Here is a 26654-nt window from a genome sequence, read left to right on the forward strand (position 1 = left end):
CCTTCCGTCGCGGCTCAGCGCCGAACTGTAGCCCGCGGGTCCGACATCATGAGACGGCCTTCCGGTCGAAGCCGGTGGCGGCGTTGACGACCAGGATCGCCCAGGCCGCGGCGGCGGGGGTGAAGAGGGCGAGGTTGGGGCCGACGACCGGGAGCTGCGCGGCGCCGTAGGCGAGGACGGCGAGGGCGAGCCAGGCGACGGGCGCCTGCGGGCGCACGGCCGCCGCCTTGAGCGCGGCGGTGAGGACCGCGAGCGCGGGGCCGTCGGCGCCGGCGAGGGCGGCGCTCGCGACGGCGACGAGGGCGGCCAGGAGCAGTGCGGCGGCGGTCGTGACCAGGGTGAAGCCGGTGTCGTCCGCGCCGTAGAGGACCGCGTTGTAGGCGAGGAGGAGGCCGATCGCGGCCGCGCCGGTCCAGATGCGCCACAGGCGGGTCCAGCCGCGGACCCAGGCGCGCCGGAACGTGGCGAAGGGCGCGCCCGGGTAGCCGTCGGCGGCGAAGGCCCGCATGCACGTCAGGGCCGCGTACAGGCCGGGGCCCGCGGGGATCGCGGCGAGCGCGCCGAGCCAGATGCCGAGGTGGGAGAGGCCGACGAGGTGGTCGACGGCGGCGAACGGGAGGGCGGTGGCGAGCAGCTGGACTGAGGTGGCGAACCACCAGAAGACGACGAGCAGCACGCGGGAGAGCCGCGAGTCGTAGGCGAGCCAGGAGGTCATCCCTTCACCGCCCCGATGGACATGCCCTTGATGAAGTACCGCTGGAACGCCGCGAAGAGGACCACCGAGGGGACGATCGCGAGGATCGCGCCGGTGTAGATGAGCTCCCACTGCGAGGTGAGGAGTCCGACCATGCGGCTGAGCGCGACGTTGATCGTCCCGGCCGAGGAGGCGTCGAGGAAGACCAGCGGGATGAAGAAGTCGTTCCACAGCGACAGCGCCTGGATGATGACGAACGCGGAGGTCACCGGCAGGAGCATGGGGAAGACGATCGACCAGAACGTGCGGAGCCTCCCGGCGCCGTCCACTTCGGCCGCCTCCTCGACCTCGCGCGGGACGCCCTTGATGAAGGAGCAGTACAGGAGGATGCCGAAGGAGGCCGCGCCGCCGAGGTGGACGAGGATGACGCTGGTGAGGGTCGAGTAGAGCCCGATCTGGTTCATGGAGGAGACGAGCGGGATCATGCGGACCTGGAAGGGGATCATGAGCCCGGCGATGAACAGCAGGTAGATCCAGCGGGCGGAGCGCCCGCCGAGGCGTTCGATCCCCCAGGCGGCCATGGGGACGACGGCCAGGAGCAGCACCAGGGTGCCGCCGGTGATGATGAGGGTGTTGAGCAGGGCCTCGCCGTAGTCGGTGGTCTGGAACAGCCGCACGTAGTTGTCGGGGCTGAGGCCCGTGGGCAGGCCCATGGGGTCCTTGGTGATCTCGGCGTAGCTGCGGAAGGAGTTGAGCAGCGCGTAGAGGACCGGGAACGAGACGGCGAGGACGAGGACCGACAGGACGGCCATGACGACGACCTCGCCGGGGGTGGTGCGGCGCCGCTCCCTGCGGCGTTCGGCGGTGCTCATGCCTGGACCTCCCTGCTGCGCATGTACCGGTTGGCGAGCACGGTGGTCGCCATGACGACGATGAAGAGGACGATGGCGGCGGCGGAGCCGTATCCGGCGCGGTACTCGCCGAAGCCGACCTTGTAGATGAAGAACGCCATGGTCTCGGAGACGAACCCGGGGCCGCCCGCGGTGAGGACCATGACCTGGTCGAAGATCGTCCACCCGGCGATCATCATGAGCGTCATGTTGACGGTGACGGCGCCGGCGAGCATGGGCCAGGTGACGTAGCGGAAGACCTGCCCGCGGGAGGCGCCGTCGATCTCGGCGGCCTCGACGAGGTCCTGCGGGACCGACTGGAGGTTGGCCAGGTAGATGAGGGTGGTGTTGCCGCCCAGGGTGAAGCAGACGATGAAGAGCAGGACGCCGACGACGATGTCGTTGTCGCCGAGCCAGTCCATGGCCGCGCCCTCGAAGCCGAGGTCGCGCAGGACCGTGTTGACGGCCCCGAAGTTGAAGTTGAGCATGTACTTCCAGATCGTGGCGGCGATGAAGCCGCTGACGAGCGCGGGGAGGTACACGATGGTCCGGAAGAACCCCTGGGCGTGGTGGAGCTTGTCGAGCATGAGCGCGGTGCCGAGGGCGATCGCGTTGATGACCACGGCGGAGCCCAGGCCGAGGACGAGGGTGTTCCGGGTGGCGTTCCAGAACCGGTCGCTGGTGAGGATGTCCTGGTAGTTCGCGAGGCCGACGTACTCGTAGGCGGGGTTGATGCCGTCCCAGTCGGTGAGGCTGAGCTGGATCGACTGGATCGAGGGCGCGATGACCATGAGGACGTAGACCAGGAGCGCGGGCGCGATGAACAGGAGCATCACGGCCCGGTGGCGGGCGGCGCGGGTGGCGCGCGGGGGCCGCGCCCGGCCGCCGGCGAGGGCGGCCGGGCGTTCGGCGGTCGCGGTGCTCACCCCTGCTCCGCCTGGGCGTCGAACTCGTCCTGGGACTTGGCGATGCACTCGTCGACGGAGGTCTGGCCGTCCTGCATCTCGATGCGGGCCTGCCGGAAGAACGTGTGGAAGGTGCTGAAGCCCGCCCAGGTGGTCTCGTTCGCGAACCAGGTGAGGTCGGGGTTCGCCAGGAGCGCGAAGTAGTCGTCGGCGCCGGGGATCGTGGCGTTGCGCTCGACCTGGTCGGAGGCCTTTACGTTGGGGGCGATCATGCCGGCGGCCTCCATGAGGTCGCAGGCCTCGACGGAGAAGTAGAACTCGAGGAACTCGACGGCGGCGTCGTACTGCTTCTCGTCCTCCTGGGCCTGCGCGGAGATCGCGAAGCCGGAGGCGGTGTCGCCGTTGACGGAGTTCTTGAGGACGTTGAGGCTCCCGTCGTCGGCGGGCAGGTAGAAGATGCCGGCGTTGAAGTCGGGGTCGACCTTGTTGACGTCGTTGAGGCGCCCGATCCCGGCCGAGGAGGTGGCCATGACTGCCTGGCGGTTGACCAGGAGCGTGGTGGTCTGGGCGTCCTGCGTGGACTGCCAGCCTTCGAGGACGTACGCGTCGGTGATGTCCTTGAGGCGCTCGAGGGGCTCGCGGAGGTCGGCGAGGGAGGCCTCGCCGCCGCGCACGGCGTTCCAGAAGCCGCCGGCGGCGTCGTACTGGGCGAAGACGGGGGCGGCGAGGGGCTTCCAGAGCTGGTCGGAGGGCCAGATCTCGCCGGCGGCGGTGGCGAGGGGCGCGTCGCCGTTGCCCTTGATCGCGTCGAGGAGGGCGATGAACTCGGCGTAGGTGGCGGGGACGGCGAGGCCGTGCTCGGCGAAGTAGTCCTTGTCGTAGACCATGTTGAAGCCGAGTTCGCCGTTGAGGGCGGTGGTCGGGACGATGTAGACCTCGCCGTCCGCGACGGGGGCGTAGACCTCGTCGTTGAGCAGGCCGGTGACGCTCGCGGGAATGGGGGCGAGCTTCCCGGCCTCCAGGTAGGTGAGGGTGTCGCGCATGTCCACGAGCGCGGGCCAGTTCCCGGTGGCGTCCATGGTCTTCATGGCGGTCGGGTAGTCGGTGCCGGCGGGCAGGGGTTCGAGTTCGACGACCGCGGTGGCGCTCTTGGCGTTGAAGGCGTCGGCGACGCCCTTCGCGACCGCGTTCCAGGTCTCGTCGCCGGTGGCGTACAGGAAGCGGATCGAGGTCTTGCCGCCGGTCGTGCCGCCCGAGGTGCCGCACGCGGCGAGCGCGAACGGGACGGCGGCCGCGACCGAGAGGCCCCCGGCGGACTGCATGAGCGAACGGCGTGAGAGTCCCCGTGCCGGCGCGGCGGCCGACGAACGCGCCCTTGCGTTTCGCATGTCTTCTCCTTCAGAGCGGTGAGAGGCTGTCGGGCATCGCATAGATACCGTTATCTGTGAGACTAGGGGCGAGGGCCCGCGAACACAAGCCGGGTTTGCCAAATCGTTACCGTTGTCGGTCGTTCAGATTGCCTGGCAGGAGGTTCGAGCAGGTCAGCGGCGTGCCTGAAGGACTGGCGACATGGTTGCGAGCGAGGCTCGACAAGTCGGGGTTCGGCTTCTATGGTAGAAACCGATAACTATCCTTCCGCCGAACCAAGGAGCCCCCGGTGGCCGATCGTCTGCCCGCGCTGTTCGCCATGGACCCCGTCCACCTGCCCGGGCTGTTCCCCGCGCCCCTCATGCGCCGACTCCGGGCGGTGCTCGACATCGACCCGTCCCGGGTGGCCGAGCGGTACGAGGACTTCGGGCCGCTCGCCGACGCGGAGGTCATCGTCTCCGGCTGGGGCGCACCGCGGCTCGACGCCGCCGCCCTGGACCGGGCACCGCGCCTGCACACGGTGCTGCACGCGGCCGGCTCGGTGAAGCCGCTCGTGGCCGACCCCGGCTGGGAGCGCCTGACGGTGTCCTCGGCGGCCGACGCGAACGCGCTGCCGGTGGCCGAGTACGCGCTGGCCGCGATCCTGCTGGCGGGCAAGGGGGTCTTCACGCTGCGGGAGGTGTTCCGGGCCGAGCGGACCTTCCCGCTGGGCCGCATCCACCCCGGGGTCGGGAACTTCGGCCGGACCGTGGGGATCGTGGGCGCTTCCCGGATCGGGCGGCGCGTGCTGGAGCTGCTGCGGCCCTTCGACTTCCGGGTGCTCCTGGCCGACCCGTACGCCGACCCGGCCGAGGACCTCGGCGCCGAGCTGGTCGACCTGGACCGGCTGGTCGCCGAGGCCGACATCGTGAGCCTGCACGCCCCCGACCTGCCCGAGACCGCCGGGCTGCTGGACGCCGCGCGCCTGGCGTCCCTCAAAGACGGCGCGGTCGTGGTCAACACCGCCCGCGGCAGGCTCGTGGACACCGGCGCGCTCGTCGCCGAGCTCGCGACCGGCCGGATCTCGGCCGTCCTCGACGTCACCCACCCCGAACCGCTGCCGCAGGACTCGCCGCTGTTCACGCTGCCGAACGTGTTCCTCACCCCGCACGTGGCGGGCTCGCAGGGCAACGAGCTGGCGCGCATGGGGCTGTACATCGTGGAGGAGGCCGAGCGGCTCGCCGCGGGACGCCCGCTCGCCCACCGCGTCAACGGCGACCTGCGCTGGCGCCAGGCGTAGAAGGGAAGCCTGCCGGTGCCGAAGCGGACCGACCCGGGGAGGCGGCCCACGCTGGCCGACGTGGCCGCGCGGGCCGGCGTCTCGGCCATGACCGTCTCCCGGGTCCTCGCCGGGAACTACCCGGTCGCCCCGCCGACCCGGTCGAAGGTGCTGCGCGCCATGCGCGACCTCGACTACGTCGTCAACGCGCACGCCCGCGCGCTCGCGGGCGCGGCGACCAGGACGGTGGCGGTCGTGCTCGACGACCCGACCGGCCCGTTCTTCGCGTTCATCGCCCGCGGCGTCGAGCAGCAGGCGGCCTCCGAAGGGCGCCTGTGCCTCCTGTGCACCACCCACGGCGACCCCGAGCGCGAGGCGGCGGTGGTCGAGCTCCTGCGCGAGCAGCGCGCCGAGGCGGTGATCCTCGTCGGCGGGGCCCAGGACACCGCCACCTACACCGAGCGCATGACCGGCTTCGCCCGCGCCCTCGACCGGTCGGGGTCGCGCCTGGTCCTGTGCGGGCGCCCCTCCCCCGGGCCCGGCGTCCCGGCCACGGTCGTGGAGTACGACAACGAGGGCGGCGCGTACGCCATGACGTCGTACCTGCTCGCGAACGGGCACCGCACGATCGCCTACGTCGGCCGCGAGCCCGGCCTCTCGACCACCGACGAGCGCGTGGCCGGGTTCCGGCGCGCGCACGCCGACCACGGTGCGCCCCTGGACGAGTCGCTGATCCGGCCCGGCGCGTTCTCGCGCGGGGGCGGCCGGGTCGCGACCGAGGCGCTCTGGGCGGAGCGGGCGGACGTCACGGCGGTCTTCGCGGCGACCGACATGATCGCGGCCGGGGCGCTCCAGGCGCTGCGCGGGCGCGGCGTGCGCGTCCCCGAGGACGTCTCGGTGGTCGGCTTCGACGACATCCCGCTCGCCTCGGACCTGACCCCGGCACTGACCACCGTGCACGTGCCGCACGAGCAGCTCGGCCGCGAGGCAGTGCGCCTGTCCCTCCACAGAGGACCTGATCTCGACGACCGGGTCATGCTCGGGACCCACATCGTCGTCAGGGACAGCGCCGCCCCGCGGCGCCCCTGAGCGCGGCCGCCGCGTACTCATAGGCGATCCCTATACGCCGCAAAGGGTACGACTCTTGGACGTTTCTTCCATCGGGTGCGACAGTGATCACAGTCAATCCCTCAAGGAGGAGGCATGGCTTCGACAGCCGAGCACGAGGGCGCGCCCGCGCCCTCGGACGTGCCACGCACCGATGTGGACAAGGCCCTGTTGGGCGGGTCCACCTACCGCAGTCTCTCCGAACTCGGATCGGGCGCCGAGGAGCGGTTCGAGCGGGGCCGCCGCCTCGTCGGCTGGTTCCTCGCCCCGCTCGTCAGCCTCGTGTTCGGGTTCCTGCCGCTCGACATGCCCGGCGACCAGCAGACCCTCGCCGCCGTGCTCCTCGGTGTCGTCGTCCTGTGGATCTGCGAGCCGATCCCCATCCCGATCGGCGGGCTCGTCGGCGTCGCCGCGATCGTGGTCCTCGGGGTCGCGCCGGCCGACGACGTGCTCGCCCCGTTCGGGTCGACCACCGTCTTCACGTTCATCGGCGCGTTCATCCTCGCGCAGGCGATGCTCAAGCACGGTGTGGCCCAGCGCGTCGCGTTCTTCGTCCTCGGCCTGCCCGGGGTCGGGAAGTCCACGTTCCGCACGATCATCGCGTTCGGCGCGATCACCTGCCTGCTGTCGGCGTTCATCTCGAACACCGCCACGGTCGCGATGCTCATGCCCACGGCCCTCGGCATCCTCGCCGTCATCGCCAAGCTCATGCAGACCCAGGGCGTGGTGCGGCCCGACTTCGACCCGATGCGCCTGCGCGTGGGCACCGCGCTCATACTCATGCTCGCGTACGGCGCCAGTGTCGGCGGACTGCTCACGCCGGTGGGATCGCCGCCGAACCTCATCGGCCGGGGGCTCATCGAGGAGGCCACCGGCGAGCGGATCTCATTCGGGCAGTGGATGCTCGCCGCCCTCCCGATCTGCCTCATCATGTTCGGGGTCCTCGCGGCGGTGCTGCTCCTGGTCAACAAGCCCGAGATCCGCCGGATCGAGGGCGTCGAGGAGTTCATCCGCGAGCGCCGCGCCGAGGCGGGCCCGATGAGCCGCGCCGAGAAGAACACCGTGGTCGCCTTCGCGGTCACCGTGGTCCTGTGGCTCGTCCCGGCCGCGGTCGGCCTCATCGCGGGCACCGACTCGGGCGCGTACGCCACGATCAGCGACCGGCTCGACGAGGGCGTCTCCGCCGTCATCGGCGCCGCGCTGCTGTTCGTGCTGCCGGTGAACTGGTCGAAGCAGCAGGCGACGCTGAGCTGGAAGGACGCGGCCAAGATCGACTGGGGCACGATCCTCCTGTTCGGCACCGGCATCATCTTCGGCGCCATGCTCTCCGCGACCGGCCTCGCCGAGACCATCGGCACCGGCGCCTCGGACGCCCTCGGGATCACCAGCACCTTCGCGATCACCGCGTTCGCGGTCATCCTGGCGATCCTCATCTCGGAGACGACGTCGAACACCGCGTCGGCGGCGGTCGTGGTGCCGATCATCATCCCGCTCGCGGCGGCCGCGGGCGTCGACCCGCTCGTACCGGCCCTGGCGGCGACGTTCGCGGCCTCGCTCGGGTTCATGCTGCCGGTCTCGACCCCGCAGAACGCGATCGTCTACGGCACCGGCTGCGTGCCGATGACGAAGATGATCAGATCCGGGATCACGTTCGACCTCATCGGCGCGGTCGTCATCATCGCGCTCATCCCGGCGATGGTCGCCCTCACCGGGATCGGGAGCTGAACGAACTAGCGCAAAACGGGCGCCCGCACGTACACTGCCGAGAGGTGGTGCCCAAGGGGGCGGGCGCCCTCGTCACGCCGGAGCCGCATGGACGCACGCCAACTCGGATACTTCCTCGCCGTCGTCGACCACGGCGGCTTCGGCAAGGCCGCCGACCGGATCCACATCGCGCAGCCCTCGCTCTCCCAGGCCATCGCGAACCTGGAGCGGAGCCTCGGGGTCGAGCTGTTCCACCGGGTCGGCCGCGGCGTCGTCGTCAGCGACGCCGGCCGGCGCCTGGTCGAGCCCGCCCGGCAGGTCCTGCGCGACCTCGAGACCGCCCGCGACGCGGCCCGCTCCGTGCGCGAACTCGAACGCGGGCGCCTCGACATGGTCTCGATGCCCTCCCCCGGGATCGAGCCGCTGACGGCCATGATGACCCGCTTCGCCGAAGACCATCCCGGGATCGAGATGAACGTCGAGGGCGCGTTCACCGCCGACGAGGTCGTGGCGCACGTCAGGACCGGCGCCAGCGAGGTCGGGCTGCTCGGCTCCGCCGAGGACCTGCGGACCGCGGAGCTGCGGGTCGTCCCCGTCGAGCGCCAGCCGCTCGTCCTCATCTCCCCGCCCGGCGACGGGCCCCCGCACGGGGACGTGGTGCGGCGCGAGGACTTCCGCGGCCTGCGCCTCATCGCCTCCCAGCGCGGCAGCATCATGCGCCGCTTCGTGGACGACCTCCTCGCCGACGTCGACGGCGTGCATCTGGCGGCCGAGATCGCGCACCGCACCTCGATCCTGCCGCTCGTGCTCGCCGGGTTCGGGCACGCGGTCATGCCGGCGTCGTGGACGCCGCTCGCGGAGCGGACCGGCGCTTCGGTGCACCGGATCGAGCCGGCCTGGCACCTCCACGTGTCGCTGGTGAGCCGCCCCGACGGGCTGACCCCGGCCGCGCGGGCGTTCGTGGCGATGGCCGAGACCTGGTCGGAGGCCATGGACCCATAGGGCGCGGCGATCGGCGCCATCGCGAACCGGTCTTGGACGGCGGGTCCCGGGCGGGTGTTGACTCGGTGCGAGTCGCATCTGGAGGAGCAGCCGTGAACGAGTTCCGCATCGCCGCCATCCCCGCCGACGGCATCGGGCGGGAGGTGGTGGCCGCCGGCCGGGCCGTCCTCGACGCGCTCCAGGCCGAGGGCCGGTTCGCCCTGTCGTGGGAGGAGTTCCCGTGGGGCTCGGACTACTACGCCGAGCACGGGGTGATGATGCCCGAGGACGGGCTGGACGTCCTCGCGGACTTCGACGCGATCTACTTCGGGGCGGTCGGGTGGCCGACGGTGCCCGACCACGTGAGCCTGTGGGGGCTGCGGCTGCGGATCTGCCAGAGCTTCGACCAGTGGGCGAACGTGCGACCCGTGACGTTCCTGCCGGGCGTCGAGAGTCCGCTGCGCAAGGCCGACGGCGCCGACCTCGACTGGGTCGTGGTGCGGGAGAACTCCGAGGGCGAGTACGCGGGCCTGGGCGGTCGCAACCTCGCCGCGCGCGGCCCCGGCGGCGAGGTCGCGGTGCAGTCGGCGCTGTTCACCGAGGTCGGCTGCGAGCGGATCATGCGGTTCGCGTTCGACCTGGCGCGCACGCGCTCGCGCCGGAAGGTGTCGAGCGTGACCAAGAGCAACGCGCAGCAGTACGGGATGGTGCTGTGGGACGACGTGTTCCGCCGCGTCGCCGCCGACTACCCGGACGTGGCGACCGAGAGCGTCCTGGTCGACGCGATGGCCGCGAAGTTCGTGCTGCGCCCTGAGGACCTGTCGGTGGTGGTGGCCTCGAACCTGAACGCGGACATCCTCTCCGACCTCGGCTCGGCGCTCGCCGGAAGCCTGGGCCTGGCCGCCAGCGCGAACCTGAACCCCGAGGGGCGGTTCCCCTCGATGTTCGAGCCGGTGCACGGCTCGGCGCCGGACATCGCGGGCCAGGGCGCGGCGAACCCGGTGGGCGCCATCGGGAGCGCGGCGCTGATGCTGGCGCACCTGGGGCTGGAGGCCGAGGCGGAGCGGATCGAGCGGGCGGTGGCGGCGGCGACGGCGCAGGGGGTGCGGACGCGGGACGTGGGCGGGTCGGCGTCGACGGACGAGGTGACCGCGGCGGTCGTCGCGAACCTGTAGGGGCGGTGTGCGGGGCCGGCCGTTCGCGGCCGGCCCCTGGTCGTACTCCCGGATCAGCGGGCGCGCTCGTAGACGACGGCGACGGCGCCGTGCTCGCACGCCTGGTGGCTCTTCAGGTTCCACTTGCCCTCGGGCAGCGGGCGGTCGAACAGGACGGGGCCGCCGCCGAGGACGACGGGGAAGTGCATGAGGGCGAGGCGGTCGACGAGGTCGGCCTCCAGGAGGTCCTTGATGACGCTGGCGCTGGAGGGGACGAGGATGTCGCCGCCCTCGGTCGCCTTCAGCTCCCCCACCACCTCGGCGGCGGGCCGGTTCTCGATCGTCGTGCGCTCCCAGGGCGCCTCGGTGAGCGTGGAGGAGAGCACGACCTTGTCGACGTCGACGAGCCATTTCGCGAAGGCCTCGTCACGGGGGTCGGCGCCCTCGGCGCCGATGACGGTGGGCCAGAAGCCGAGGAAGCCTTCGGCGTTGGTGCGGCCCAGGAGTGCGGTGGTGGCGTTGCTCCAGAGGTCGGTCAGGTGGTCGCGGGCGGTGTCGGTGACGGCGTAGGGCAGGACCCAGGCCATGTCCGTGGGGGCGCCGGGGCCGTCGTAGCGGCCGTCGATGGAGAGGTTGATGTTGGCGATGACCTTGCGGCCGTGGTGGTTGCTCATGTGGTGCTCCTGGTCGGGTGCGGGTGGTCGGTGGTGCGGGCGGTCTCGGCGGCGACGGCCGCGGTGAGCTTGTCGAGGCTCTGGCCGAAGCCGGTGGTGATGCCGGCGATGAAGTCGGCGGACTGGACGGTGCTGTCGGCGATGCGGTAGCGCACGTGCAGGTCGGTGCCGTCGCCGCGGGCGGTGAGGGTGTATTCGACCTCGGCGGTGAAGGCGGGGTCGCCGCCGTCGAGGAGGGGCGACTGGCGGTAGGCGAGGCGTTCGCGGGGGACGGCGGCCTCGACGGTGCCTTCGGCGCGGCCGACGACTTCGCCGGTGCCGGCGCGGTCTTCGGCGTCGCGGTATTCGAGGACGATGCGGCCGCCGGGGCGGGCGTCGAAGGCGAGGTCGCCGATGCGCAGGCCGTCGGGGGTCCACCAGTGCGCGAGGCGGGCGGTGTCGGTGAGCTGGTGCCAGACGGCGTCGGGGGCGCCGTCGAGCGCGCGGTCGAAGTGGAACTCGCGGCCGTCGGCCCAGCCGGGCGCGGCGGCGGCGAGGCGTTCGGCGCCCATGGCGAGGCCGTGGCGGTCGAAGGCGGCGCCGGCGGTCTCGGCGGCGTCGGCGAGTGCGGTGAGCGCTGCGGCGGCGTCGCGGATCGGGCCGGGTCGCAGGGCGTAGATGCGGCGCTGTCCGCTGCGCTGGGAGGCGACGAGGCCGGCGCGTTCGAGGGCCTGGAGGTGCTTGGTGGTCTGGGGCTGGCGGGCTCCGGCGAGGTCGGCGAGGACGCCGACCGGTCGGGGGCGCTCGGCCAGGAGGGTGACGAGCCGCCAGCGGGCCGGGTCGGCCAGTGCCGCGAGGATTGCGTCCATGCGACAAGTATTCCTCAGAGAGAATATTCTTGTCAAGGAATATCTTGGGGTGCTTCTCACAGGTCGGGGACCGGGGAAACGGCGCGGTGAGCGCCTGCGGGCCCTCGGTAGGCTTCGCGGCATGAACGTGACGATGGCCCTTGATCTCGGCGGCACGAAGGTGGAGGCCGCGCTCGTGCGCGAGGACGGCTCGGTGGTGGCCGGGACGCGGTCGCGCGCGGCGACCGGCGAGGCCGCGGCCGCGGACCGGGGTGCGGCCGAGCAGGCGATCGAGCAGGTGGTGCGGCACTGCATGGCCGCGCCGGAGTGGGCCGGGGTGACGGCGGCCGGCATCGGCTCGGCGGGTCCGGTGGACCTGGGCGCGGGGTCGATCGCGCCGATCAACCTGCCGTCGCTGAAGGGGTTCGCGATCGCGGACTTCACGGCGGCCGTGTCGGGGCTGGAGCGGGTGGTGCTGCGCTTGGACGGCACGTGCATCGCGTTGGCGGAGTCGTGGCTGGGGGCGGCGCGCGGGGTGCGGAACGCGCTGGTCATGGTGGTGTCGACGGGCGTGGGCGGCGGCGTGGTGAGCGACGGGCGGCTGGTGGCCGGGAGCGGCGGGAACGCCGGGCACATCGGCCAGGTCGTGGTCGCGTCGGTCGAGGGGTCGGCGCACGACGCCACGGTCGAGGGGATCGCCTCGGGGCCGAGCACGGTCCGGTGGGCCCGGGGCCGGGGCTGGGACGGGTCGTCGGGCGAGGACCTGGCGCGGGACTACGCGGCGGGCGTGCCGGTCGCGGTGGCGGCGGTGCGCCGGTCGGCGCGCGCGGTCGGGCTGGGGCTGGTGAACGCGGCGACGCTGCTGGACCTGGACGTGGCGGTGATCGGCGGCGGGTTCTCGTTCGCGGCCGCGGACTACCCGGAGCTGGTGGCGGCGGCGGTGCGGGAGTACGCGGTGAACGCGTACGCGGCGAACCTGCCGGTGGTGCGCGCGGAACTGGGCGGCGACGCGCCGCTCATCGGCGCGGCGGCACTGGTCCACCGCGCCGATCTGCTGTCCTAGGCGGCGGTTCCGGCCGTGTAGAGGGCCAGGGCGAGCGCGGCGAGGGCGAGGAGGTTCGCGATGCCGCGCACGTGGTTCCACTTGATCCAGGTCGCCTCGACCTCGGTGCGCAGCGCGGTGGGGTCGGCGAGCGCGGCGACGTCGCCGGCGGCTTCGAGCTTGTCGTTGAGGGGCACGTTCTTCGCGATCGTGCCGATGAAGCCGACGAGGTTGAGCACGAGTCCGGCGATCGTCCACGGGAGCGCGGCGCGGTCGTCGAGGAAGATCCCGAGGACCACGGCCGCGAGGGAGAAGGCGATCGAGCCGAGGAACCCGCTCATGAAGCGGCCGTTGATGATGACGCGGTTGATGTGCTGGAGCGCGGCGACCCAGTTGCGGTCGTCGAGGATCGCGATGCCGGGCATCACCGAGTACGAGTACCCGGTGAACAGGCCGGCCATGAGGCCGGAGCTCAGCAGGGCGGCGATGAGGGCGATGAGGTGGAGCAGCTCCATCGGGGGCCTTTCGGTCGGTGGGGCGGGGTCGGGGCGCGGGCCCGCTCGGCCCGCGCCCGGTCCGCTCAGGACAGCGGCATGACGCGGGCGATGCGGATCGAGCCGCCGCCGCCGGCCGCCGGGTAGGCGGCGCTGCCGTCAGGATAGGCCTTGAACGCCTGGTAGGCGTGGTCCGGCACCGCGATGTCGAACCGGTCCCCGACGGGGTCGCCGGAGACACTGTAGACCTGGGCGGCGATGCCGTCGCCGGAGGCCCAGGCGAGGAGCAGGTGCGCGTCGCCGTAAGCGACGAGGTGCGGGTGCCCGGCGTCGACTCCGGTGTCCACTGTGGTGTCGGAGGGGCCGTCGGTGAAGTGCTCCAGGCGGGCCCGGCCCCCTTGGCTCCACGCCGTCCAGTAGCCGTCGCCGGCGGCCACGAGGTCGCCGCCGAAGAGGGTGCCGTCGCAGGTCCCGTCGGCGACGGTGGTGTAGGCGGGGACGGCGATGCGGCACTGGTTGTCGGTGGCGCACACCATGCCGAACTCGTCGCGGTCGGCGTTCCAGGCGATGCGGGTGGTCCAGCTGTGGCTGCACCCCGCGGCGAACGCGTCGGGGTGGTCGGCGAGGTCGCCGTCCGCGTCGACGACCTGCATGCGGTCGCCCTGGTGGATGTCGACGCAGCCGCCGTTGGCGACGGTGATCGCGGTGCCGAAGTAGGCGGCGGTGTTCGCGCCGTCGCTGGCGAGGCGGCCGTGGTGCTGGTACCACCACACGAAGCGGGCGCCGTCGTCGTACCCGGCGAGGCCGTCGCCGAGGTTGGTGACCTGGCGTTCCCACACCTGGGCGCCGGCGGCGTCGAAGCGGACCATGTGCATGGTGGAGCAGGGGCTGGAGGAGCCGCCGCAGAGGGTGCCGCCGCCGCAGGAGCCCTCGCGGGTGACGAGGACGGTGACGCCGTCGGCGTCGGCGATGACGTCCTGGAGGTCGATGCCCTCCAGCGCGATCGGGTCGCCTTCGACGCGGTCGTCGCAGTCGAGGCGGGCGAGGTGGATCCGGTCGTCGGCGCCGTCCCAGGCGAGCCAGGACCGGCCGTCGGGGGTGGCGGCGATGGCGGCGGGGAGCGGGTCGGTGTCGCCCTCGCCCCCGTTGCCGATGACGTCGGCGTCGATCTCGGTGACCGTGACCGCCGGGGCGGGGCCGGCGGTCCGGTCGCACATGCCGTCGCCCTGCGGGACGGCGCTGGCCTGGACGTCGGCGGGGGCGCCGTCGGAGGCGGCCTCGCCGCCGTCCGGGGCGGCGCTCGCGGACGCCGAGGCCTGGCCGGCCGCGGCGTCGGGCGGCGGCTCGTCCGCGGTGAGTGCGAGCGCGGCGGCGATGGTCGTGGCCGCAGTGAGCCCGACCGCGGCGCCGGCCACGATGACGATGCGCCGCCAGTGCTCCATGCGGGGCAGGCGGTGACTGTGGATGCTGTCGCGGGGTGAAGGTCTACTCATTGCCGGTTTCGTCCTTCATACGGCCGCCGCCCCGCGCGTGCCGGGCAGCGGCGGAGGGTCATACCCGCCCGACCCTACTGACCGCCCTGAGTCGACGGTGCACCTCCCCGGCCGGTGGCGGCGCGGCGCGCCGGGTTCGCTTGGACGGGCGGTTTCCTACGTCGTGGTAACCTGGCCCGGGCCCCGGTTATAACGAGCGTCATAGGGAGCGCGGATGTCCAGCGAGGATCTCGAACTGCGCCGCAAGGCGGTCGCCGAGCTCGGCCGCGAGCTGCGGTCGCTCATGGAGACGGTCGCGCGCACCGAGACCCCGACGGAGGTGCTGCAGGAGCTCGCGGGCGAGGTCCAGCGCCTCGAGGCGCGGTTCACCGGGCTGCGGCGGGAGCGGTCCGACATCCCCAGCGTCGACGTGTTCCCGTTCGGCCTGCGCATGTACAGCCCCGCGACCGGCCACGGCAGCGCGTTCGCACCGCCGCTGGAGATCGAGGAGGGCGAGGACGGCCTCGTCGGCCGCTGCGTGCTCGGCGTCGCCCACGAGGGCCCGCCCGGGTACGCGCACGGCGGCATGAGCGCGATGCTCCTGGACGAGCTCATGGGCTGGGCGTGCGCCGCGAAGGGACTGCCCGCCATGACGATCGCGCTCGACGTGCGGTACCAGCGGCCCGTCCCGGTGGAGATGCCGCTGCTGCTGCGCGCCCGGGTCACCGGCATCGAGGGCCGCAAGATCACCGTCTCGGGGTCGGTCGTCCCGGAGGTCGACCCGGAGACGATCCTGGTCGCGGCCGAGGGCCGCTTCGTGGCCCCCGACCTCGATCGCGCCCGGTCGCTGTTCCCCGGCGCGAAGGGCTATCAGACCTTCAAGGACTGAGCGCGCCCGAGCTCCTCGACGGCGGTCGCGTACGGCAGGCCGTCGATCGGCTCCCCCGCGAAGAAGCGCGTCATGAGGTCCGCGAGTTCGGCGCCGCGCTCCAGGTGGACGGCGTGGTCGGACCGGGTGATCGCGGTGAACCACGCCCGGCGGCAGGTCCGGGCCAGCTCCCGGCAGGCGTCCGGCGGCGTCAGCGTGTCGTGCTCGCCGGTGGTGAACAGGATCGGCGGCTGGGGTTCGGTCGTCGTGTCGATCATGGCGTGGGCGAGCAGGCGGCGGGTGTTGGCGATGAACTTGGCGGCCTCGTCGGAGCCGACGGTGCGGAAGCGGCGCGCGAGGACGCGCTGGACGGCGGCCGCGGCGACGACGGACCCGGGCGCGCCGCCCGTGATCGCGGCGACCACGAGGTCGGCGAACCGCTCCAGGTCGCCGGCGGCGACCAGGCGGACCATCTCGCGGAACGTCTCCTCCCAGTGGAGCGGGATCGCGGTCATGGTGCCCGCCAGGACCATCCGCGCGATCCGGTCCGGGTACGCCTGCGCCATCCGGTAGGCGATCGCGGTGCCGTAGGAGCCGCCGAGGACGTTGACGCGCTCCAGCCCCAGGTCGTCGAGGAGGTGGACGAGGGCGTCGGCGAGGACGTCGGCGCCGTACTCGGCCGGCAGCAGGTCGGCCTCGCCCCAGCCGGGCAGGTCGGTGGCGATCACGTCGGCCGACTCCAGCATCACGCGCTCGACGCGTCCCCAGTCCTCCTTGCGCTGGAGCGCGCCGCCGACGAGCACGACCGGTTCGAGCCGCGGGGCCCGCGCGCGGACCGAGCGCGAGCAGTAGTCGAACCCGGCCCAGTGGTGCTTGTGGATGATCGGCGCGATCGGACTGCGCTGCAATGCGGCTCCCCGGAGTCTGGCCACCGCGTCGGGCGACGGGTGAATCCAGGAGCGGACTCTAAGCGCTGCGCCCGCGTCCGGCCGCGGTTTGCCGCCGCGGCGCGCGCGAACATGATGATGCCCACAAAGGAGGGATTTCCGGGACGGATCAGCCGTTGAGGCCTTTCGCGAGGAACGTGATCGACTCGTCGATCGCGGGCAGGCGGGGCGGGTGGTTGAGGTGGCCGTGGGTCATGCCGGGCGCGAGGTAGGAGGCGACGGGGACGCCGAGTTCGGCGAGCTGGCGCGCGAGGAGTTCGGCGGAGGAGCGCAGGTCGTCGTACTCCGAGACCACGATGCGGGTCGGCGGCAATCCGTCGAGGCGGGCCGCGCCGGGGAGCGCGTCGGCCGGGACGTCGCTGATGCGGCCGACGTAGTTGCGGACCATGCCCTCAACGCCCGCGGGGTCGAACCGGGCCGGGACCTCGGCCATCTCCGGGTACAGGTTCCAGTCCAGCGGCGGGTTCGGGTAGTGCGCGAACGGGTAGGCGAGCAGCAGCGCGTCGGCCGGGCGCGGCCCGGCGTCCCTGGCGCGCAGCGCGGTCGAGACCGCCAGCGCGGCGCCCGCGGAGGCGCCGCCGAGGCCGAGCGGGAGCGCGGCGAACTCCCCCTGGGCGGCGAGCCAGGTCCAGGCGGCGTGGACGTCGTCGATCGGCACGGGGTAGAGGACGGTCGCGCCGTCGGCGAGGCGGTAGTCGACGGAGACGACGAGCGCGCGGGCGCGGCGGGCGAGCTCGACGGCGACGATGTGGCCTTCGGGCATGTCGAGGTCGCCGTGGCGGAAGCCGCCGCCGTGGGCCCACAGGATCGCGCCGGCGAGGCCGCCCTCGGGCCGGTAGGTGCGGACCGGGACGGGGCCGTGCGGGCCGGGGACCGCGGTGTCCGCGATCGCGACGCCGGCGGTGTCCCAGCCGTCGCCGATGCGGCGGTGGTCGTCCATGAACCGCTGGACGCGGGCCTCGCGCTCCTCGTCGGTGCCGCCGCCGGCGGCGGCCTCGGCGGCGCCGCGGAACATCGCGGTGAAGTACTCGTGGACCGGCATGGGACCTCCTGCGGCTCGGGGACGGGAGCATTCTCCCCCACCGAGGCAATCGCTTCCATGCCGGTCCGGGGGGCTCACCAGGCGACGGGCCCGAGGCGGTCCTCGAAGGTCCCGGTGGGGCCGTCGGGGCCGGCGAGCGCGAACTTGACGAACACGTCGGTGCCCTCGGTGACGGTGAGCTGGCCGCGGTGCATGTTCATGTCGGTGGCGGCGAACTTCCCGGTCGAGACCTCGCCGGGGGTGACGGCGTTGAACTTGATCTCCGGGAACGCCTGGGCGTAGCGCACGGTCAGCATGTTCACGGCCGCCTTCGAGGTGCTGTAGGCCAGCTCGTGCATCTTCGAGACCGCCTGGCCGGGGTCGGTGACGACCGAGAACGCGCCGCCGCCGCTGGAGACGTTCACGACGCGCGGGTGGTCGGCGGCCTGCAGGAGCGGCAGGAACGCGTGCGTGACGCGGACGATGCCGAAGACGTTCACGTCGAAGACCGGTGCGAGGTCGGCGACCGTGGCCTGCGCGGGGTGCACGGCGGTGCCGGGGGCGCCCGCGTTGTTGACCAGGACGTCGAGGTGGCCGGTGTGCTCGCGGACGAGGCGCTCGGCGGCGGCGACCGAGGCGTCGTCGGTGACGTCGAGCGGGACCGGGACGACGTCGACGCCGTCCGCGGCGAGCTTCTCGGCGGCGGCGCGGCCGCGGGCCTCGTCGCGCGAGCCGAGAAGGACCTTCCAGCCCTCGGCGCCGAGGCGGCGGGCGGTCTCCAGGCCGAGGCCCTTGTTGGCGCCGGTGACGAGGACGGTGTTGGCGTGCGTGGTTTCCATGGCTACCATCTGCTTTCTGTCGGGGTTGCGCTCACTGCTCTGACGGACGGCGTCGAAGGAACCAGACGGATGCGTGAAGAAAAGATCTCGGCAGCGGAGTTCGAGGCGTACCGCCCGCACCTGCGGGCGGTGGCCTACCGGATGCTCGGCTCGCTCGCGGAGGCCGAGGACGCGGTGCAGGAGGCGTGGCTCAAGGCCGCGCGCGCCGACGTCTCGGGCGTCGACAACCCGGGCGGGTGGCTGACGACGGTGACCGGCCGGGTGTGCCTGGACCTGCTGCGGGCGCGCAAGTCGCGCCGCGAGGACCTCGGGGCGGAGGCAGAGCCGCAGGTGCGGCTGGCGCGGCGCGTCGACCCCGAGGAGGAGGCGGTCCTCGCCGACTCGGTGGGCCTGGCGATGCTCGTGGTCCTCGACGCGCTCTCGCCGGTCGAGCGGCTCGCGTTCGTGCTGCACGACCTGTTCGGCGTGCCGTTCGGCGAGATCGCGCCGATTGTGGAGCGCAGTCCCGAGACGACCCAGCGGATCGCGAGCCGGGCCCGCCTGCGCGTGCGCGGGAAGACCAGTGTGGACGGGGACCTGGCGCGGCGGCACGCGGCGGTGGAGGCGTTCCTCCAGGCCGCCAGGGACGGCGAGTTCGCGACGCTGCTGACGCTCCTCGACCCGAGTGTGGCGCTGCGCCTGGACGAGGCCGCGATCCGCCTCAGCGGCGGCGCCGACCTCACCGGCGCCCGCGCCGTCGCCGAGGCGTTCTCCGGGCAGGCGCAGCTCGCCCGCGCGGTGCTCCTCGACGGCGAGGTGGCCGTGGCGGTCGTGCCGCGCGGCCGGCTCCTCATGGTCTTCACGGTCCGCTTCGAGGGCGACCGCATCACCGAGCTGCGCGCGATCGGCGACCCCGAGCGGCTCGGTAGTCTCGAACTCCATGTGGCGTAAGCGGAAGGAGCGGCGATGACCGTCAGGTTCGTCCTCGACTGCGACACCGGCTCCGACGACGCGATCGCGATCCTCGCGGCCGCGGGCCACCCCGGCCTGGAGCTGGCCGCGGTGACCACGGTGAACGGGAACGTGGCGGTCGAGCACGCCACCGACAACACGCTCCGGGCGCTCGACCTCGCCGGGGCGCGCGTGCCGGTGCACGCGGGCGCGGCCCGCCCGCTGGTGCGCCCGGACCTGCCGGTGCCGCGGGCGGTCCTCAACAAGGACAGCGCGTTCCAGAAGCACGGCCTGGGCCTGCCCGAGGCGGTCTCGGCAGCGCGGGAGGGGCACGCGGCGCCGTTCCTGGCCGCGTACTTCACGGACCCGGCGCACGCCGGGGACACGCTGGTGGCGACCGGGCCGCTCACCAACATCGCGCTCGCGCTGGCGCTGGAGCCGCGACTGGTCGAGCGGATCGCCCGGCTGGTGGTCATGGGCGGGGCGCACGGGAACGGGAACGTGACCGCCGCGGCCGAGTTCAACTTCTGGGCCGATCCCGAAGCGGCCGAAGCGGTCCTGAGCGCGGGGCTCAGGGAGGTGGTGATCGTGCCGCTCGACGCCACCCACAGCGCGCCGCTGACCGGAGCGGACTGCGCGGCGCTCGAGGCGCTCGGCACGCCCGGCGCGCTCGCGTCGGCGCAGCTGGTCCGGCACCGGCTCGACCACGACCGGGCCTCGGCGTCGCACGACCCCTCCTCGCCCGTGCACGACCCGATGTGCGTCGCCTACCTCGTCCGCCCGGACCTGTTCACCGAGGCCGTGGCGGCCCATGTCGCCGTCGAGACGGCCGGGGCGCGCACGACCGGGCAGCTCCTGGTCGACACCCGGCCCTGGCGTGACGAGCCCGCGAACGCGACCGTGGCGCTGCGGGCCGCGCCGGAGGTGTACCGGGAGTTCCTGCACGAAGCGCTCGGCTAGGACCGATCCCATCGGGCCGGACGCCGCCAGACCGGAGTCGCCGGGCAAGCCCTACAGTCGCGCCATGACCGAACCGAACGACGGCTACTTCGTCCGCCTCGACCAGGACGGCGACCGCGCCCGCTTCCGGCCGACCCCGCACACCGAGGGCGCCTGGAACCCGGCCGAGCAGCACATCAGCCCCATGAACGGGCTCATCGTCCACGAGATCGAGCGGCTGTGCGCCGCGCGCGGCCCCGACGGGATGGCGATCAGCCGCCTCAGCGCCGACATCCTCGGCGTGCTCACCCTCGACCCGTTCGAGGTCGGGGTGCGGGTGGTGCGCCCGGGCCGCACGATCGAGCTGCTGGAGGCCGAGGTCGTTTCCGGCGGCCGCCCGGCCGTGCGGGCGCGGGTGTGGCGCACGATCGCGCAGGACACCGAGAAGGTCGCCGGCGGCGAGGACGCGCCCCTGGCGGCGCCGGAGACCCTGGCGCCGTTCGCCCTCGACGACGTCTGGCCCGGCGGGTACATCAGGTCCCTCGACGCCCGCCCGGTCCGCGAGCCGCAGCCGGGCCGCAGCACCGTGTGGGTCCGCGCGAAGGTGCCCGTCGCCGCCGGGGAGGACCCGAGCGACCTCGCCCGGCTCATCGGCCTGGTCGACTCCGCCAACGGCGTCGCCGTGCGCCAGAGCCCCCGGGAGTGGCTGTTCCCCAACGTGGACTTGACGGTCCACCTGTTCCGGCAGCCCGCCGGGCGCTGGCTCGGCCTCGACACCACCGTGGTCTTCGGCCCCGGCGGCCTCGGCCTCACCTCTAGCGACCTCCACGACGAGGCCGGGCACTTCGGCCGGGCCGAGCAGGCGCTGACGATCCGCCCGCGGTGAGCCGGCCCGGCCGGTGAGGCCGGGCCGGACTCAGGTCAGCCCGCCGCGTCGGCGACGTTCCAGGCGTCGCGGAAGGCGTACTTCGCCGGCGCGGAGGCGTACCGCAGGAACGCGGTGCTCGCCGTCGTGCCGACCGCGGTGTTCGAGTGGTGGAACCGCGAGCCCTCGTAGATCATCTTGCCGTTCTGCAGCGAGGTCCCGGCGGTGTCCACGAGGTGGTAGCCGCCGAGGACGCAGTCCTGGTAGCGCACGATCGGGATGCGCCCGGCCTCGCCGCTGTAGCGGTGCGTGTTGTAGAACGCCGAGGCCTCCTGGATGGCGGCGATGTCCGAGCAGGAGGTGAAGGTGACGGTGCCGCGGTTCCAGCCGCAGTCGATGACCTTCTGGTCGGCGCTCTTCTTCGGCTCGAAGCGCACGCCGTTGACGTTGAGCCGGGCGGCGGTCGTGTCGCCGTCGGCGGTGTACGGCAGCACGAAGTAGCGGGCGGCCGCGGTCCCGACCATCGACCAGGACCCGCCGTAGACGTTGATCGAGCCGCCGCGGTTGAACTTGAAGAAGTCGCCCCCGGCCAGCGCGAAGTTGCACGACTGGACGTAGTAGTTGAGGAACTGGTCCTGCTGCTTGTTGCTCGCCGGCGCGGTGACGCCGCAGGTGAGGAACGCGTCGGTGTACTTCGAGACGGTGTCGGTGGAGCAGAGCACGAAGTGGTGCTCGGAGTTGTTGTTGGCCTCCGCGTCGCCGTCGACCCCGATGACGCGGTTCCAGCTGCCCTTCCACTCGATGTCGCGGTACACGAAGTACTGGTTCTGGCCGTACCCGTACTCGGGGTATGCCGGGGTGCCCGCGAGGGAGTCGACCGACCAGTAGTACGCGAAGTTGTTGGCGGGGTTCGTCGAGGTGAAGCTCATGCCCTCGAAGTAGGTGTAGCGCAGGCGCACCGCGGCGGTGATGAGGTTGTTGCGGCGCGGGTCGGCGTTGGCGGTGAACGCGGTGTCGAACCTGATGTTCGTGACGCGCGGCCCGCAGCCGCGGTAGCGGAGGCCGAAGACCTGGTCGGCGTTCCCGGTGGTCGGGGACCACATGAGGGTGTCGGCCTTGGTGATCCGGTAGTCCCCGGGCGGGAAGAACACCTCCTTGCCGACGACGCCGCTGCGGCGGCCGGTGAGGGCGGCGGCGACGGCGGCGTGGATCGCGTCGGAGTCGTCGGTGACGCCGTCGCCGACCGCGCCGTAGGACTTCACGTCGACGCTGTACTGGGCGGGGTCGGTGTTGGCGGCCTCCTCGGCGTGCGCGGGGTTCGCGCCGAAGAGGGCGAAGGTCCCGGCCCCGCCCGCGGCGCCGAGGCCGAAGGCCCGGCGAGAGAAGGTGCGTCCGGCGTCCGCCGGGCCCGTGCTCGTCTCGGTCACGTGCGGTGCTCCCTTTGTACTTGTGGATTCAATTCGATTGCCGCACAGGACGTTACGGCAGTCGCGACTGGACTCGCAAGACCGGTTCCGTGACGGTTCGATGTCGGCCGGAGACCGGCGGGCCGTCAGCGTCTGCGCGTAGGCCGGGGTACGACCCAGGTACGACCCGGGGCCGGTGAAGACCCGCGCGCAGGCCCACGCGGTGAGAGGCCCGCGTCCGTAGCGTCGAAGGCGTGAGGCCGCGACGCGCGGCCCGGAGGAGACGAGGGAACCGCGATGATCGAAGCGCGAGAACTGACGAAGCGCTACGGGGACAAGACCGTGGTCGACCGCTTGAGCTTCACGGTGAGGCCGGGCGAGGTGACCGGGTTCCTGGGCCCGAACGGGGCCGGCAAGTCCACCACCATGCGCATGGTCCTGGGCCTGGACGCGCCCACGGGCGGGTCGGTCACGGTGAACGGCCGGTCGTACGCGGGGCACGACGCCCCGCTGCACGAGATCGGGGCGCTGCTGGAGGCCAAGTCGGTGCACCCGGGCCGCTCGGCGGTGGGGCACCTGACCGCGCTGGCGCAGACCCACGGGATCGGCCGCGGGCGGGTGGACGAGGTGATCGACCTGGCCGGGCTCCAGAGCGTGGCCCACAAGCGGGTCGGGGCGTTCTCGCTCGGCATGGGCCAGCGCCTCGGGATCGCCGCGGCGCTGCTAGGCGACCCGGCGGTCGTCATGCTCGACGAGCCGGTGAACGGCCTCGACCCCGAAGGGGTGCTGTGGATCAGGAACCTGCTGTCGCAGCTCGCGGCCGAGGGCCGGGCGGTGCTCCTGTCCTCGCATCTGATGAGCGAGACGGCGCAGATCGCCGACCACCTGGTCATCATCGGCCGCGGGCGGCTGCTGGCGGACACCACGGTGGAGGCGTTCGTGCGCGAGACGGGCACGGGCGCGGTCCGGGTGGCCTCGGACGAGGCGGCGCGGCTGCGCACGCTGCTGGCCGGGCCGGAGGTGACGGTGTCCGCCTCGAACGACACCGAGCTGCTGGTGACGGGGATCGGGGCGCGGGAGATCGGGCGGGTGGCGCTGCGACACGGGGTGCCGCTGCACGAGCTGACGCCGCTCGGGGCTTCCCTGGAGGAGGCGTTCATGGACTTGACCACTGACGAGCTGGAGTACCGCAGTGCTCCGGCGGAGGGAAGGAGCGCGCGATGAGCGCTGTGACGATCGAGCGGCCCGCGGCGGGTCGGGCGCGGACCGCGGTGCGGCCGGTGCGGTTCCGGCGGGTCCTGCTCGCGGAGACGACGAAGTTCCGGACGATCAGGTCCACGTGGATCTGCCTGGCGCTGGGGCTGGTGCTGCTCGGCCTGTTCGGGTCGATCGGCGCGTTCACGTACGACGGCGGCGGAGCGGGGGTCACCGACGGCCCGCCCGGGATCGCCGGGCGGCCGCTGGACGCGGTGAGCCTGGCGGTCATGGGGCTGTCGTTCGCGTCGCTGGTGTTCGGGGTGTTCGGGGTGCTGTCGACCGCGGGCGAGTACTCGACGGGGACGATCCGGTCGACGCTCGCGGCGGTGCCGAAGCGCCTGCCGGTGCTGTGGGCCAAGGCGATCCTGGCGGGCGGCGCGGTGTTCGTACTGGCCGCTGCGGGGGTGTTCGCGGCGTTCCTGATCGGCTCGGTGGGCCTCGACGGGGAGGCGATCGCGGTGTCGCTGGGCGACGACGGGGTGCTGCGGTCGCTGCTGGGGGCGGCGGCGTACCTGGCGCTGGTGGCGGTGTTCGGGGTGGCGCTGGGGGCGCTGCTGCGGTCGCCGGCGGGCGGGATCGCCGCGCTGGTGAGCGTCCTGCTGATCCTGCCGGGCCTGGCGATGCTGCTGCCGGACTCCTGGTACGACGCGCTGAACCCGTACTTCCCGTCGAACGCGGGGGGCGCGGCCTACGCGCTGACCGAGACCGCCGACCGGCTGCCGCCGGGCGAGGGGCTCGCGGTGTTCGCCGGGTGGGTGGCGCTGACGCTCGCGGCGGCCGCGTTCCGGCTCAAGCGCACCGACGTGTGAGGCGCGCGAACGCCCCGGAGCCTTGCGGTTCCGGGGCGTTCGCGTGCGCTCAGGCGCGCTCGTAGATGAAGAAGTCGGCGATGGAGCCGGCGGCGCCGTGCTCGCTCCAGGGGCGGGGGTGGTCGATGCGCTTGCGCAGGCGCCAGCCGGGGAAGCGCTCGGCGACGTCGCGGAGGATCGGGCGGTTGCGCACGTGGGGGGCGAAGGTCCCGGCCAGGGACGGGTCGTCGCCGTCGCTGGTGAAGAGCACGACGAAGCGGCGGGCCGCGCCGAAGACGTGCTCGAGGTGCTTCTCGTAGACGTCGTCCTCGATGAGGTGGTAGATCACGTCGAGGGACTGCACCATGTCCGCGGTGATGAGGCCCGCGGGGTCGGCGAAGCACGTGGGGTCGTAGAGCGCGAAGCTCTTGGTCGGGTCGTCCGCGTACCGGGCCATGGTGCGGCGGAGCTGGGTCGGGGCCACGTCGAAGCCGAGGTAGCGGGGGTACTTCGCGTAGGAGAGCTGCTCGCCGTCGCCGCAGCCGAACTCGATGACGGTCTCGACGCCGTGCTCGGCGGCGAACCCGTTGAGGACGTCGGCCTTGAACTCGGCGAGTTCGCCGCGGGAGCCCGCTCCGGAGTTCCCGCCGGAGGCGTATCGCTGCTCCCAGTAGGCGGCCGATCCGGGGAAGATGTACCCGCTGGGCGCCTCGGCGGCCGGCGCCTGGTCCGCGTCCGGTGCGGCTTCTGGTGGTGTGGTGTCTCGGCGAGCGTTCATGTGCGGTCTCCGGGGAAGTCGTTGGCCTCGCAGATGTGGATCCTATCCGCGACGCGGTCGGAGGTGTGCAACGAGTGAGCCCGTTTCGCGGATCTCCCGATCGAATCGCGTCTCAGGCGTGCACCTGTATGAACGCGCGGGTGCCGGTGAGCCGCCAGTCGGGGGCGGCGGCGTCGAGTTCGGCGAGCCGGGCGGGGTCGACGCCGACGGCGAGGTCGGACTTGGCGGTGCGGAGCGCGGCCACCGGGCCCGGGAAGTACCCGGCGGCCTCGGCGAACGGGGTGGCCGGGTCCCACCGGCGGTCGCCGACGAGGCGGCGGTAGTTCAGGTCCCCCTTGAGGATCACGAGTTTGGCGGCCGCGAACTCGGCGGCGAGGTCGGTGGGGAGCGTCCGGTACTCGGTGGGGTGGACGTAGGCGCCGTGGGTGCGCAGGCGCAGCCAGCCGAGGCGGATCGCGTCGCGCAGGCGCCCGCCGAGGTCGCGGACCTCCTGGTGGGGGTCGCGGTCGAGGGCGTCGAGGGTGGCGACGAGGTCCTGGCCGGTGGCGTCGGAGACGAAGTACGGGTGCGGTTTGAGGTGGAGCTCGACCGGGCCGGTCGCGGTCTCCAGGAGGTGGTCGACGAGGGCGAGGTCGGCGGTGATCTCGCGTCCGGCGTTGTCGGCCACGATGATGACCGGCGCGTCCCCGGGGGCCTCGGCCAGCGCCCACAGCGCGTCGGCGTCGTCGGCGAGGAGTTCGCCGACGGCGGTGTCGGCGCCGGGGTTGTTGGTGCGGAAGCCGAGGTCGGCCTGGTTGCCCCAGAGGGCGGCGAGGAGGAGGGCGCGGCGGCGGTCGGCGGCGCCGGCCCCGCTGAGGGCGGCGTAGGCGTCGAGGTCGGCGCGGAGTTCGGGGCCGTCGAGCTGGGCGTGCTTCTGGGGCGCGAAGGGGTCGGTGCCGCACCAGGGGCTGTCGTAGTGGTGGTACTCGACGGCGCGCAGGAGGCGGCGGTAGAAGTACGACTCGGCCCACAGGAACGGCAGGGAGTCCCAGGTCCGGCCCGCGTGCGAGGCGACCTCGAGGTGCCAGGTGTGGATCTCGGGGCCGCCGGGGGTGCGCGCGGGGACGGTCCCGGCGAGGGACTCGGCGAGGAGCGCTTCGAGGGCGTCGGCGATCTCGGGCGGGTAGGGGAGGTCGCCGAGGAGGTTGGCGATGAGCACGGGGTGGCGCTCGTGGAAGACCGAGCGGCTGAATGAGCCGGGTCGGTCGATGCCGATCGGCGGGGGCAGGTCGGGCTGCACGGTCTCCACTCCGTTCACTCGCGGTCGACCGCCATGATCGCATCCCGCCGCGGGGCGGGGCGCGGCCGTTCGGGCCCGGTGTCGCCCTTGGGGTGTGACGCACCGCATCTTAGCGATAACACTTGTATCGGTCAATCCGTCCGCCACCTGCGGCGTCGTTGCTCGAA

General features: G+C 72.9%; 26 protein-coding genes. 12 read left to right on the top strand and 14 right to left on the bottom strand.

All coding sequences use genetic code 11. From position 1 onward, the window contains the following. Positions 1-46: 46 nt before the first annotated feature. Genes ABD419_RS19550 through ABD419_RS19565 form a run of 4 tightly spaced genes read right to left on the bottom strand, consistent with a single transcriptional unit; the run spans position 47 to position 3811 of the window. Positions 47-715, bottom strand: a complete 669-nt coding sequence (locus ABD419_RS19550; RefSeq protein ID WP_344489887.1) for a hypothetical protein — start codon at positions 713-715, stop codon at positions 47-49. After that, the gene (locus ABD419_RS19555) at positions 712-1566 is read right to left on the bottom strand and encodes a carbohydrate ABC transporter permease (protein WP_344489890.1); all 855 of its coding nucleotides are present in this window, start codon (positions 1564-1566) and stop codon (positions 712-714) included. Before ABD419_RS19555 ends, ABD419_RS19550 begins: the two co-directional genes overlap by 4 nt. Further along, positions 1563-2510 carry a carbohydrate ABC transporter permease gene (locus tag ABD419_RS19560; protein ID WP_344489893.1) on the bottom strand — a complete coding sequence of 316 codons (948 nt, stop codon included), beginning with the start codon at positions 2508-2510 and terminating at the stop codon, positions 1563-1565. The genes ABD419_RS19555 and ABD419_RS19560 overlap by 4 nt, the downstream gene beginning before the upstream one ends. Then, entirely contained in the window at positions 2507-3811 is a 1305-nt protein-coding gene (locus tag ABD419_RS19565) for an ABC transporter substrate-binding protein (RefSeq protein ID WP_344489896.1), read from the bottom strand. Before ABD419_RS19565 ends, ABD419_RS19560 begins: the two co-directional genes overlap by 4 nt. Positions 3812-4176: 365 nt before the next feature. Here ABD419_RS19565 and ABD419_RS19570 point away from each other — a divergent pair, with 365 nt between their 5' ends. The 5 genes from ABD419_RS19570 (at position 4177) to ABD419_RS19590 (ending at position 10082) form a co-directional block, all read left to right on the top strand. Next, positions 4177-5136 (top strand): hydroxyacid dehydrogenase, encoded by a 960-nt coding sequence (locus tag ABD419_RS19570; RefSeq protein WP_344490227.1) that lies wholly within the window; start codon positions 4177-4179, stop codon positions 5134-5136. A gap of 15 nt (positions 5137-5151) precedes the next feature. Next, positions 5152-6204 carry a LacI family DNA-binding transcriptional regulator gene (locus ABD419_RS19575; protein ID WP_344489898.1) on the top strand — a complete coding sequence of 351 codons (1053 nt, stop codon included), beginning with the start codon at positions 5152-5154 and terminating at the stop codon, positions 6202-6204. 114 nt (positions 6205-6318) lie between these two features. Next, a complete protein-coding gene (locus ABD419_RS19580; RefSeq protein WP_344489901.1) occupies positions 6319-7947 on the top strand; it encodes an SLC13 family permease in 1629 nt (542 codons plus the stop codon). A gap of 87 nt (positions 7948-8034) precedes the next feature. Then, positions 8035-8928, top strand: coding sequence for a LysR family transcriptional regulator (locus ABD419_RS19585; protein ID WP_344489904.1), 894 nt, complete (start codon positions 8035-8037; stop codon positions 8926-8928). A gap of 92 nt (positions 8929-9020) precedes the next feature. Continuing rightward, entirely contained in the window at positions 9021-10082 is a 1062-nt protein-coding gene (locus ABD419_RS19590) for a tartrate dehydrogenase (protein ID WP_344489907.1), read from the top strand. A gap of 53 nt (positions 10083-10135) precedes the next feature. Here ABD419_RS19590 and ABD419_RS19595 read toward each other — a convergent pair whose 3' ends face one another. Beyond that, positions 10136-10735 carry a dihydrofolate reductase family protein gene (locus tag ABD419_RS19595; protein WP_344489910.1) on the bottom strand — a complete coding sequence of 200 codons (600 nt, stop codon included), beginning with the start codon at positions 10733-10735 and terminating at the stop codon, positions 10136-10138. Further along, positions 10732-11583 (bottom strand): metalloregulator ArsR/SmtB family transcription factor, encoded by an 852-nt coding sequence (locus tag ABD419_RS19600; protein ID WP_344489912.1) that lies wholly within the window; start codon positions 11581-11583, stop codon positions 10732-10734. Before ABD419_RS19600 ends, ABD419_RS19595 begins: the two co-directional genes overlap by 4 nt. A 121-nt stretch (positions 11584-11704) precedes the next feature. Between ABD419_RS19600 and ABD419_RS19605 the strand changes: the two genes are divergently transcribed. Then, on the top strand, positions 11705-12625 hold the full coding sequence (locus ABD419_RS19605) for an ROK family protein (protein ID WP_344489914.1): 921 nt from the start codon (positions 11705-11707) through the stop codon (positions 12623-12625). Here ABD419_RS19605 and ABD419_RS19610 read toward each other — a convergent pair. Together ABD419_RS19610 and ABD419_RS19615 are read right to left on the bottom strand one after the other, a co-directional pair. Further along, positions 12622-13119 carry an anthrone oxygenase family protein gene (locus tag ABD419_RS19610; protein WP_344489916.1) on the bottom strand — a complete coding sequence of 166 codons (498 nt, stop codon included), beginning with the start codon at positions 13117-13119 and terminating at the stop codon, positions 12622-12624. The genes ABD419_RS19605 and ABD419_RS19610 overlap by 4 nt on opposite strands. Before the next feature lie 65 nt (positions 13120-13184). After that, on the bottom strand, positions 13185-14591 hold the full coding sequence (locus ABD419_RS19615) for a hypothetical protein (RefSeq protein ID WP_344489919.1): 1407 nt from the start codon (positions 14589-14591) through the stop codon (positions 13185-13187). 214 nt (positions 14592-14805) lie between these two features. On the opposite strand from ABD419_RS19615, the gene ABD419_RS19620 reads away from it, so the two are divergent. Beyond that, entirely contained in the window at positions 14806-15459 is a 654-nt protein-coding gene (locus ABD419_RS19620) for a PaaI family thioesterase (protein WP_344489922.1), read from the top strand. On the opposite strand, the gene ABD419_RS19625 is transcribed toward ABD419_RS19620, so the two are convergent. The 3 genes from ABD419_RS19625 to ABD419_RS19635 all read right to left on the bottom strand — a co-directional run bounded on the left by ABD419_RS19625 (position 15441) and on the right by ABD419_RS19635 (position 18245). After that, entirely contained in the window at positions 15441-16346 is a 906-nt protein-coding gene (locus ABD419_RS19625; protein WP_344489925.1) for an alpha/beta fold hydrolase, read from the bottom strand. The genes ABD419_RS19620 and ABD419_RS19625 overlap by 19 nt on opposite strands. A gap of 148 nt (positions 16347-16494) precedes the next feature. Further along, positions 16495-17427, bottom strand: coding sequence for an alpha/beta hydrolase (locus ABD419_RS19630; protein ID WP_344489928.1), 933 nt, complete (start codon positions 17425-17427; stop codon positions 16495-16497). A gap of 74 nt (positions 17428-17501) precedes the next feature. Then, positions 17502-18245, bottom strand: coding sequence for an SDR family NAD(P)-dependent oxidoreductase (locus tag ABD419_RS19635; RefSeq protein ID WP_344489931.1), 744 nt, complete (start codon positions 18243-18245; stop codon positions 17502-17504). 69 nt (positions 18246-18314) lie between these two features. On the opposite strand from ABD419_RS19635, the gene ABD419_RS19640 reads away from it, so the two are divergent. From ABD419_RS19640 to ABD419_RS19650, 3 genes are all read left to right on the top strand, one after another. Next, positions 18315-19175 (top strand): sigma-70 family RNA polymerase sigma factor, encoded by an 861-nt coding sequence (locus tag ABD419_RS19640; protein ID WP_344489934.1) that lies wholly within the window; start codon positions 18315-18317, stop codon positions 19173-19175. Positions 19176-19190: 15 nt separating this feature from the next. Further along, complete coding sequence (locus tag ABD419_RS19645; RefSeq protein ID WP_344489937.1) at positions 19191-20135, top strand: nucleoside hydrolase; 945 nt, start codon at positions 19191-19193, stop codon at positions 20133-20135. Positions 20136-20199: 64 nt separating this feature from the next. Then, positions 20200-21000: a thioesterase family protein gene (locus ABD419_RS19650; RefSeq protein ID WP_344489940.1), complete on the top strand. Its 801-nt coding sequence runs from the start codon at positions 20200-20202 to the stop codon at positions 20998-21000. Positions 21001-21035: 35 nt separating this feature from the next. On the opposite strand, the gene ABD419_RS19655 is transcribed toward ABD419_RS19650, so the two are convergent. Further along, a complete protein-coding gene (locus ABD419_RS19655) occupies positions 21036-22406 on the bottom strand; it encodes a glycosyl hydrolase family 28-related protein (protein WP_344489943.1) in 1371 nt (456 codons plus the stop codon). A 276-nt stretch (positions 22407-22682) separates the two neighbouring features. On the opposite strand from ABD419_RS19655, the gene ABD419_RS19660 reads away from it, so the two are divergent. After that, positions 22683-23609, top strand: a complete 927-nt coding sequence (locus tag ABD419_RS19660) for an ABC transporter ATP-binding protein (protein WP_344489946.1) — start codon at positions 22683-22685, stop codon at positions 23607-23609. Beyond that, on the top strand, positions 23606-24451 hold the full coding sequence (locus ABD419_RS19665) for an ABC transporter permease (RefSeq protein ID WP_344489949.1): 846 nt from the start codon (positions 23606-23608) through the stop codon (positions 24449-24451). The genes ABD419_RS19660 and ABD419_RS19665 overlap by 4 nt, the downstream gene beginning before the upstream one ends. Before the next feature lie 49 nt (positions 24452-24500). Here ABD419_RS19665 and ABD419_RS19670 read toward each other — a convergent pair whose 3' ends face one another. Both ABD419_RS19670 and ABD419_RS19675 read right to left on the bottom strand, forming a co-directional pair. After that, on the bottom strand, positions 24501-25208 hold the full coding sequence (locus tag ABD419_RS19670; protein WP_344489952.1) for a class I SAM-dependent methyltransferase: 708 nt from the start codon (positions 25206-25208) through the stop codon (positions 24501-24503). Between the two features lie 112 nt (positions 25209-25320). Beyond that, positions 25321-26505: a damage-control phosphatase ARMT1 family protein gene (locus ABD419_RS19675; protein ID WP_344489954.1), complete on the bottom strand. Its 1185-nt coding sequence runs from the start codon at positions 26503-26505 to the stop codon at positions 25321-25323. Positions 26506-26654: the final 149 nt, after the last annotated feature.

This window comes from Glycomyces endophyticus, from assembly GCF_039531525.1.
Lineage (GTDB): Bacteria > Actinomycetota > Actinomycetes > Mycobacteriales > Micromonosporaceae > Glycomyces > Glycomyces endophyticus.